This window comes from Halomonas gemina, assembly GCF_023554995.1.
Classification (GTDB): domain Bacteria; phylum Pseudomonadota; class Gammaproteobacteria; order Pseudomonadales; family Halomonadaceae; genus Halomonas; species Halomonas gemina.
The window spans coordinates 364,687-372,278 of the sequence record NZ_JAMJPK010000005.1; the positions used below are offsets into that span (position 1 = coordinate 364,687).

A 7,592-nucleotide genomic window follows, 5' to 3' on the forward strand; every position below is an offset into this window, starting at 1 on the left:
GAGGGGGGAGCTTTCCCCCCAGTAGCCGACCCGCTTGGGTCGGCTTTTTTTCGCCTGCATCTTGCACCTGTCTGCCCGTAAGGCCAGGCGATGCCCAGAAAGGAGGGACGCACGAGCGGCTGGCCAGAGCGGTCGTCCCGGCCCGAGGTCAGCGTTCGGCGGTGGTGCGTACCGGGGCGGGGCTCGTCGGTGACCAGTGGCGGGCCAGGGCCCGCATCACCCGTTCTGGGTACCAGGTCTTGCCCAGGCTGCCGTTGTAGCGTGCCAGCGCCCTGGTCAGGTCGCCGTCTTCCACGGCCAGGTAGTGGGCGAGGATCGTGCACCCATAGCGCAGGTTGCGACGCGGGTCCTTGAGGTCGTCGGCGGGGAGGCCCAGCTCGCGAATCCAGAACGGCATGATCTGCATCAGGCCCACGGCGCCGGCCGAGGAGACAGCCTCGGCCTGGAAGGCGCTCTCCACCTGGATGACCGCCAGCACCAGCTCCGGCGCCAGGCCGGCCAGCCGTGCCTCGTGATGGATGCGCCCCAGCAGTTCGCGGCGCTCGCCCGGGTCCGGCAGGTAGCGGGCGAGGCGCGGCTCCATCTCATTGAGCCACTGGCGGGCGGCCCAGATCTCGGCGGGCGCCACGGGTGCTCCGCGGATGCTGTCGAGGGTGCCGCGCAGGCTGGCGGGGGCCTCCGGCAGGGCCCGCACGAACGGCGCGGGCTGCTCGGGCGAGAGCGAGGCGGGCAGGGCGGCGATGAAGTCCCCGTCGCCCTGGGCCAGCGCGGCGGAGGCCCAGAGGCCGCAGGCCGCCGCCCGGGCGACGGCCCGGCCGCCCTCAGCGAGCGACCTTCTCGCCCAGGAAGTCGAGGATCTGCTCGGCCGGTACCATGGTGGCATCACTGTCACGGCGTCCCTTGTACTCCAGTTCCCCCTTGTCCAGGCCGCGGTCGCCGACCACCAGGCGGTGGGGAATGCCCATCAGCTCGTGGTCGGCGAACCGCACGCCGGGGCGCAGGTCGCGGTCATCCAGCAGTACCTCGAAGCCGGCGGCGGTGAGGGCCTGATAGAGTCGCTCGGACTCCTCGCGTACCCGCTGCGACTTGTGGGCGTTCATCGGTACCATCGCGATCTGGAAGGGGGCGATGGCATCGGGCCAGATGATGCCGGCGTCGTCGTGGTTCTGCTCGATGGCGGCAGCCACCACGCGGGTCACCCCGATACCATAGCAGCCCATCCAGGGATGCACGGCACGACCTTCGTCGCCGAGCACGGTGGCGTTCATCGCCTCGCTGTACTTGCGCCCCAGCTGGAAGACGTGGCCCACCTCGATGCCGCGCTTGATGGCGAGCACGCCCTTGCCGTCCGGCGAGGGGTCGCCCTCGACCACGTTGCGGATGTCGTAGGCCGGGGGCAGCGCCACGTCGCGCTCCCAGTTGATTCCGAAGTAGTGCTTGCCATCGACGTTGGCACCGGCGCCGAAGTCGCTCATCAGGGCGACCGAGCGGTCGATGATGATCGGCATGTCCAGGTTCACCGGGCCGAGCGAACCGGGACCGGCGCCCACCGCGGCGCGGATCTCCTCTTCGCTGGCCATGGTCAGCGGGGCGGCCACCTGGGGGAGGTTCTCGGCCTTGACCTCGTTGAGCTCGTGGTCGCCGCGCACCAGCAGGGCCACCAGGCCACCTTCGGCACCGTGGACCATCAGGGTCTTGAGGGTCTTCTCGATGGGCAGGCCGTGCTGCTCCACCAGGGCGGCGATGGTGCGGGCATTTGGGGTATCGACCAGGCGCAGCTCCTCGGCGGGGGTCGGGCGCCGGACGTCGCTGCCCAGTGGCGCGGGCAGCGCATCGGCCTTTTCCATGTTGGCGGCATAGTCGGACTCGGTGGAGAAGACGATGTCGTCCTCGCCCGAGTCGGCCAGCACGTGGAACTCGTGGGAGCCGGTGCCGCCGATGGCGCCGTTGTCGGCGATCACCGGGCGGAAATCGAGACCCAGGCGAGTGAAGATGCGCACATAGGCGTCATACATCACCTGGTAGGTCTCCATCAGCGAGGCCTCGTCGACGTGGAAGGAGTAGGCGTCCTTCATGATGAACTCGCGGGAGCGCATCACCCCGAAGCGTGGCCGGATCTCGTCGCGGAACTTGGTCTGGATCTGGTAGAAGTTGGCCGGCAGCTGCTTGTAGCTGGCGATCTCCTTGCGCACCAGGTCGGTGATCACCTCCTCGTGGGTGGGGCCGACGCAGTAGTCGCGCTCGTGGCGGTCCTTGAGGCGCAGCAGCTCCGGGCCATACTGCTCCCAGCGGCCGGACTCCTGCCACAGCTCGGCGGGCTGCACCGCCGGCATCAGCACCTCCTGGGCCCCGGCGCGGTCCATCTCCTCGCGCACGATGCGCTCGACCTTGCGCAGGGTCTTGAGGCCCAGCGGCAGCCAGGTGTAGAGGCCGGAGGTCAGGCGGCGGATCATCCCCGAGCGCAGCATCAGCTGATGGCTGATGACCTCGGCGTCGGCGGGGGTTTCCTTGAGGGTGGCGATCAACAGTTGGCTAGCGCGCATGGGTCCGGCGGTTCCTCGAGCGTGTTCGTGCGGGTGACGGAAGCGGGGCCGCGCAGGTCGGCGGCAATGACCGAGCATTGTACGGCCCGCTGTCCAAGGCGGCAAAAGCTTGTGTGTTCCCGGCGCTTCGGGCTCGGTGAGCCGGTAAGCATCGGCCCGTTCAGCCCTCGAGCAGCAGCAGGCGCACCAGCATGCCCAGCATCAGGGTGGTGGAGACGCTGAGCAGGGTGCCGAGCAGCACGTACTCGGTGAGCTTGCGATCGCGTGAGTCGCGCAGGTCGCCGAAGCGCAGCACCGACTTGGCAGCGAGCAGGAAGCCCACCGCGGTGAGCTGGTCCAGCAGCACCAGGGTCAGCACCAGCAGTCGCTCCAGCACGCCGATGCGCGCCCCGGCGCTGGCCAGGGTTCCGGTCTCCTCGAGCTGCGCGCTCCAGCGCTGCATGACTAGGGCGATGGCGATCGACAGCGGGCGGGTCACCAGCAGGTAGGCGGCGACGACGCCCAGCACCGCCGGCGAGGCGAGCCAGGCGGCAAGCTCGCGCAGCGGGGCCAGGCTGCCGAGCCAGGCCAGCCAGAGCCCCAGCAGCACCAGCATGTGAGCGGCCTGGTCGGCCAGGAACCAACGCAGTTCGCCGGCCGGCAACCGGGCCTTGGCCAGGTCGATCAGCCAGTGGCTGGCGGCGACCGCCAGGGCACAGAGCAGCACCGCGGCCAGGCCCCGGGGCATGGCCGCATTCGCCACCAGCAGCACGCCGCCGGCGAGCAGGCCGTGCAGGCCGGCATGCTGGAGCAGTCGCGTGGAGCGGTGGCGCAGCCGATAGCGCTCCTCCACCCAGGAGCGCGGCTGCAGCAGGAAGTCGCCGATCAGGTGGGCGAGGACCAGGCCCATGAGCAGCGAGAGGGGGTCGTCACTCATGGCCTGCCCTCCTCGTCGGCGAGGCGTTGTCGCAGGTAATCGAGGGTATCGGACAACAGGGTCCAGCGGGCGGCGCGCAGGCGTTTGTGTACGCTGGGCTGGCGGATGCCGAGCCGCTCGGCCAGGGCCTGCTGGGAGACCTCATGGCGCAGGCTCAGGCCGACGACCTCGGCGGAGTAGGGCGACCAGCCGTCGAGCAGGTCGTCGACGAAGCGCACTAGCAGGGTGAGGCCGGGATCCTCGGGTTGCGCGAGCCGGGTCAGCGACAGGTGGGCGGTGGTGCCGGCCAGGGCATCCAGGGCGCGACCCGAGGCGACGAAGGTGGCGCCGTCGGCCGCCGCGATACCGGGCTCCGCCGGCCCGGCCGCCACGGCAATACGGGCATCCCAGCGCTGGTCGGGGTCGGAGTGCTCGATCAGCGCCGCCCGCAGGGCCACTGCTACCTCCATGGCCGGCGCTGCATGGGGCAGGGCGAGCTGGAAGCCGTCGCCACGGTAGCGTTCGCCGTGGCCGCCATGCCGGGAGGCCAGTTCCGCCAGGCGATCATCCAGCAGCCGGTAGAGGCGAGCTCGGACCTCGACCTTGCGCGAGTCGATCACGTCGCCGGTCAGCACCGCGATGCGCTGTGGCATGGCTTTTCCTCCGGGATCCTGCCTCGAGTATAGCCTTTAAGGGCTATTTATCAATCTAATAGCCCTTATGGGCTATACTCGAGGCAAATAGCCTTGAAGGGCTAGCCCATGCGAGCCATGAAGGAAGTGCCTACCGGGCCAGTTCCCGCATGGCGCCCTCCAGCCCCTCCAGGGTCATGGGGTACATCCGGTCGTCGATCAACTGGCGGATCAGCGTCGTGGAGTGGGTATAGTCCCAGGTGCGCGGCGGCATGGGGTTGAGCCAGGCCAGGCGCGGGAACTTGTCGACGAGTCGCCTGAGCCACACCGCGCCGGGCTCGTCGTTGAAGTGTTCGACGCTGCCGCCGGGATGGGTCACTTCGTACGGCGACATGGCGGCATCGCCGACGATCACCACCTGGTAGTCGGACCCAAAGGTGTGCAGCACGTCCAGAGTCGGGATGCGCTGCTCGAAGCGACGCGCCTGGCTCTGGGCATTGCTGCGCCACAGCCCCTCGTAGACGCAGTTGTGGAAGTAGTAGGCCTCGAGGTGCTTGAACTCCGAGCGCGCCGCCGAGAACAGCTCCTCGCAGGTGCGGATGTGGTCGTCCATGGAGCCGCCCACGTCGAGCAGCAGCAGCACCTTCACCGCGTTGTGGCGCTCCGGGCGCATCTGCACGTTGAGCAAGCCGGCGTCGCGAGCGGTCTCGCGGATGGTGGCGTCGACGTCGAACTCCTCCGCCGCGCCCTGGCGGGCGAACTTCCTGAGCCGGCGCAGCGCCATCTTGATGTTGCGCGTGCCGAGCTCGAGGCTGTCGTCATAGTCGCGGAAGCGGCGCTCGTCCCACACCTTGACCGCCCGGCGGTGGCGCGAGCCGTCCTGGCCGATGCGGATGCCCTCGGGATTGTAGCCATAGGCGCCGAAGGGGCTGGTGCCGCCGGTGCCGATCCACTTGTTGCCGCCGGCGTGACGCTCCTGCTGCTCCTCCAGGCGCTGCTTGAAGGTCTCGATCAGCGCCTCGAGCCCGCCCAGGGACTCGATGCGGGCCTTCTCCTCATCAGAGAGCTGCTTCTCGAACTCCCGGCGCAGCCAGTCGTCGGGGATCAGCGCCTCGATGGCGGCGTCCATGTCTTCCAGGCCCTCGAACCAGGCGGCGAAGGCGCGATCGAAGCGGTCGAAGTGGCGCTCATCCTTGACCATCACGGTGCGCGCGATGCGGTAGAAGGCCTCCATGTCGGCGAATACCACGCCGCGCGCCACCACCGCGTGGAGGTCGAGCAGCTCGCGCAGTGACACCGGCACGCCGGCGCGCTTCAGGGTCTCGAACAGGCCGATGAACATGGCCTAGCGGCTCTTCCTGCGCAGCATGAACGCCAACCGCTCGAGCAGCTGGGTGTCCTGCTCGTTCTTGACCAGGGCACCGGCCAGCGGCGGGATCGCCTTGGCCGGATCGCGCTGGTAGAGCGCCTCCCGGGCCAGGTCGTCGGCCATCAAGAGCTTCAGCCAGTCCACCAGCTCCGAGGTCGAGGGCTTCTTCTTCAGGCCCGGTGCCTGGCGCAGCTCGAAGAACACCTCCAGCGCCTCGCCGACCAGGCGCGGGGCGATCTCCGGGAAGTGCACGTCGACAATCGCCTGCATGGTCTCGCGGTCGGGGAACTCGATGTAGTGGAAGAAGCGGTCGGGCCTTCGAGCTTCGCTCTACGTCCCTAAGCGGTTGATTAGGAAGAGAATTCGGGAGTGTCTTTCTCAGGTCCATTGGAGAGGTGGTACATAAAGTGAGGCATAGACATGTATCTGATGAGAGACAGACACAACACTTGGTACTTGAGAATTGTTCTCAGTGACCACATAGCTAGGCGTATTGGGCAACGGGAGATACGTAGGAGCTTGGGCACGAAGAGTAAAAGGCTCGCTTGGAAGAAGCTTCCATCACTGTATGCTGAAGCGATGAAGGTTATAGAGGGCTCTGGCTATCCCGTTGAAACGACGGTTCAGGAGACTCAGGGGATGCTTCTAAGTGAAGCCTTCGACCAGTACCTAGTAGCATTTGAAAGGACTGGTGTAAGACCCAAGAGTATACAGGACAAGTCTGTTATATTCCGGCTGTTGTTGTGTGTTGTTGGGGACAAGGCTAGTGAAGAGTTCTCGCTAATGGATGCAAGGATGTTTAAACAGGTTGCCCAAACACTACCACCAAGGGTTACTAATAAGTTGATAGACGAAGGGAAGAGTGTTGAAGAGATAGTTAAGTTGGGGCTTCCTTGTGTCACGGTATCCACGGTTAACAACTGGCTAAGGAACTTACAAAGTATCTTCCAGTGGATGAAGGATGAGGGGTACACACAAAGTAATCCCTTCCTTGAAGTAACTCAGATAAAGGAGAAAGTGAAGGCTAGTTCTCACAAAGACGTATTCACTAAGAGTGAGTCCCAATCTATCCTTGAAGCGACAAGGGACTTTGAAGGGGCTTTTTACTGGCTTCCTAGGCTTGGAATGTTCACTGGTGCTAGGCTAGGGGAGTTATGCCAACTCTATAAAGAGGATGTTTATACACACCAAGAAGTACCCATCCTGCACATACGGGACACTAACGAAGACCAACACCTTAAGTCTCTGTCGTCTGAAAGGATGGTGCCAGTGCATTCAAAGATCGCTGGGGAGTTCTTGAGGTATGTAGAGAGTTTGCCTGATGGTTCTCGTGTCTTTCCTGAGTTTACTTATAGTAAGTTCAATGGGTATCGGGGACAGTACTCGAAACACTTTAGTTACTTACTGAGTAAGAAGCTTGGGATACCTAAGACCTTTCACTGCTACAGGCACACTATCGCTAATGAACTGAAACAACAGTTAGTACCCGAGAATGTTATAGGTGCTTTGCTTGGTCATACAGTGGGCACGCTAACGAATAATAGATACGGGAAAGATTACCAAGTAAGTGTCCTGAAGAATGCTATTGAAGCCATCAAGATAAATGAGGATTAAGGGAATGGAAAATTACAAGGACTACCTTTGCAACGATGCTTTTAACAGGCTTGAGGAGTGCTTAGAAAGCGCTGAAACTGAAGGCATGAAGACTGTAGTTGAGTGGATGATAGAGTGGTTAGAGGAGATGTTATGAACACATTTCTTCTTCTGGCTACACTCTCAATCCCTGTTGATACGGGACAGCACCCCTACACTGTGGCTCTTGAGTACTGTCGAGATAAAGGGGGCTTGGCACAGTACACACCAAAAGGGGATGAAGTTCAGTTCTCTTGTGGTGATGATCTTGGAAGGGTGATAACTATTCAGAAGTAAAGAGTACCAACAAGGAAGCCTCTATGTGTTGAACGTAGGGGCTTTTTTGTGCTTGGTGGGTTGTGTTGGGTGGATGTGTACTCAGACAAGCTTGTAGGTAAGCGGCCGGTGAACACACCTTACGCGGGAGGCCCTGGCCGGCCACATTAGGTGCCCATCTATTAATAAGTGGGCACCTATCCATGACGTCCCCAAGTACCGAACGTGAGATCCGTCGTCGCCGT

The 7,592-nt window shown here is 63.6% G+C and carries 7 protein-coding genes and 1 pseudogene; 2 read left to right on the top strand and 6 right to left on the bottom strand.

Annotated elements, in window-relative coordinates; translation table 11 throughout:
• Positions 1-148: 148 nt before the first annotated feature.
• From M8009_RS13285 to M8009_RS13310, 6 genes and pseudogenes are all read right to left on the bottom strand, one after another.
• Positions 149-883: a transglycosylase SLT domain-containing protein gene (locus tag M8009_RS13285; RefSeq protein WP_430886917.1), complete on the bottom strand. Its 735-nt coding sequence runs from the start codon at positions 881-883 to the stop codon at positions 149-151.
• The gene (locus M8009_RS13290; protein WP_250061898.1) at positions 822-2,543 is read right to left on the bottom strand and encodes a proline--tRNA ligase; all 1,722 of its coding nucleotides are present in this window, start codon (positions 2,541-2,543) and stop codon (positions 822-824) included. The genes M8009_RS13285 and M8009_RS13290 overlap by 62 nt, the downstream gene beginning before the upstream one ends.
• A 160-nt stretch (positions 2,544-2,703) precedes the next feature.
• Positions 2,704-3,459 carry a DUF3307 domain-containing protein gene (locus M8009_RS13295; protein WP_250061900.1) on the bottom strand — a complete coding sequence of 252 codons (756 nt, stop codon included), beginning with the start codon at positions 3,457-3,459 and terminating at the stop codon, positions 2,704-2,706.
• The gene (locus M8009_RS13300; RefSeq protein WP_250061902.1) at positions 3,456-4,091 is read right to left on the bottom strand and encodes a nucleotidyl cyclase domain-containing protein; all 636 of its coding nucleotides are present in this window, start codon (positions 4,089-4,091) and stop codon (positions 3,456-3,458) included. Before M8009_RS13300 ends, M8009_RS13295 begins: the two co-directional genes overlap by 4 nt.
• Positions 4,092-4,221: 130 nt before the next feature.
• Positions 4,222-5,412, bottom strand: a complete 1,191-nt coding sequence (locus M8009_RS13305; RefSeq protein ID WP_250061904.1) for a vWA domain-containing protein — start codon at positions 5,410-5,412, stop codon at positions 4,222-4,224.
• Between the two features lie 3 nt (positions 5,413-5,415).
• Positions 5,416-5,745: pseudogene (locus tag M8009_RS13310) on the bottom strand (AAA family ATPase); the annotation flags it as partial.
• Positions 5,746-5,859: 114 nt separating this feature from the next.
• Here M8009_RS13310 and M8009_RS13315 point away from each other — a divergent pair.
• Positions 5,860-7,053 carry a site-specific integrase gene (locus tag M8009_RS13315; RefSeq protein WP_250061906.1) on the top strand — a complete coding sequence of 398 codons (1,194 nt, stop codon included), beginning with the start codon at positions 5,860-5,862 and terminating at the stop codon, positions 7,051-7,053.
• Between the two features lie 4 nt (positions 7,054-7,057).
• A complete protein-coding gene (locus M8009_RS19120; RefSeq protein ID WP_284047813.1) occupies positions 7,058-7,189 on the top strand; it encodes a hypothetical protein in 132 nt (43 codons plus the stop codon).
• The last annotated feature ends 403 nt before the right edge of the window (positions 7,190-7,592 follow it).

Bases quoted from the DNA above. Each gene is read 5' to 3' on its own strand.
- M8009_RS13285 (WP_430886917.1), bottom strand. From the start codon at position 883: ATGCCACCATGGTACCGGCCGAGCAGATCCTCGACTTCCTGGGCGAGA.
- M8009_RS13290 (WP_250061898.1), bottom strand. From the start codon at position 2,543: ATGCGCGCTAGCCAACTGTTGATCGCCACCCTCAAGGAAACCCCCGCC.
- M8009_RS13295 (WP_250061900.1), bottom strand. From the start codon at position 3,459: ATGAGTGACGACCCCCTCTCGCTGCTCATGGGCCTGGTCCTCGCCCAC.
- M8009_RS13300 (WP_250061902.1), bottom strand. From the start codon at position 4,091: ATGCCACAGCGCATCGCGGTGCTGACCGGCGACGTGATCGACTCGCGC.
- M8009_RS13305 (WP_250061904.1), bottom strand. From the start codon at position 5,412: ATGTTCATCGGCCTGTTCGAGACCCTGAAGCGCGCCGGCGTGCCGGTG.
- M8009_RS13315 (WP_250061906.1), top strand. From the start codon at position 5,860: ATGTATCTGATGAGAGACAGACACAACACTTGGTACTTGAGAATTGTT.
- M8009_RS19120 (WP_284047813.1), top strand. From the start codon at position 7,058: ATGGAAAATTACAAGGACTACCTTTGCAACGATGCTTTTAACAGGCTT.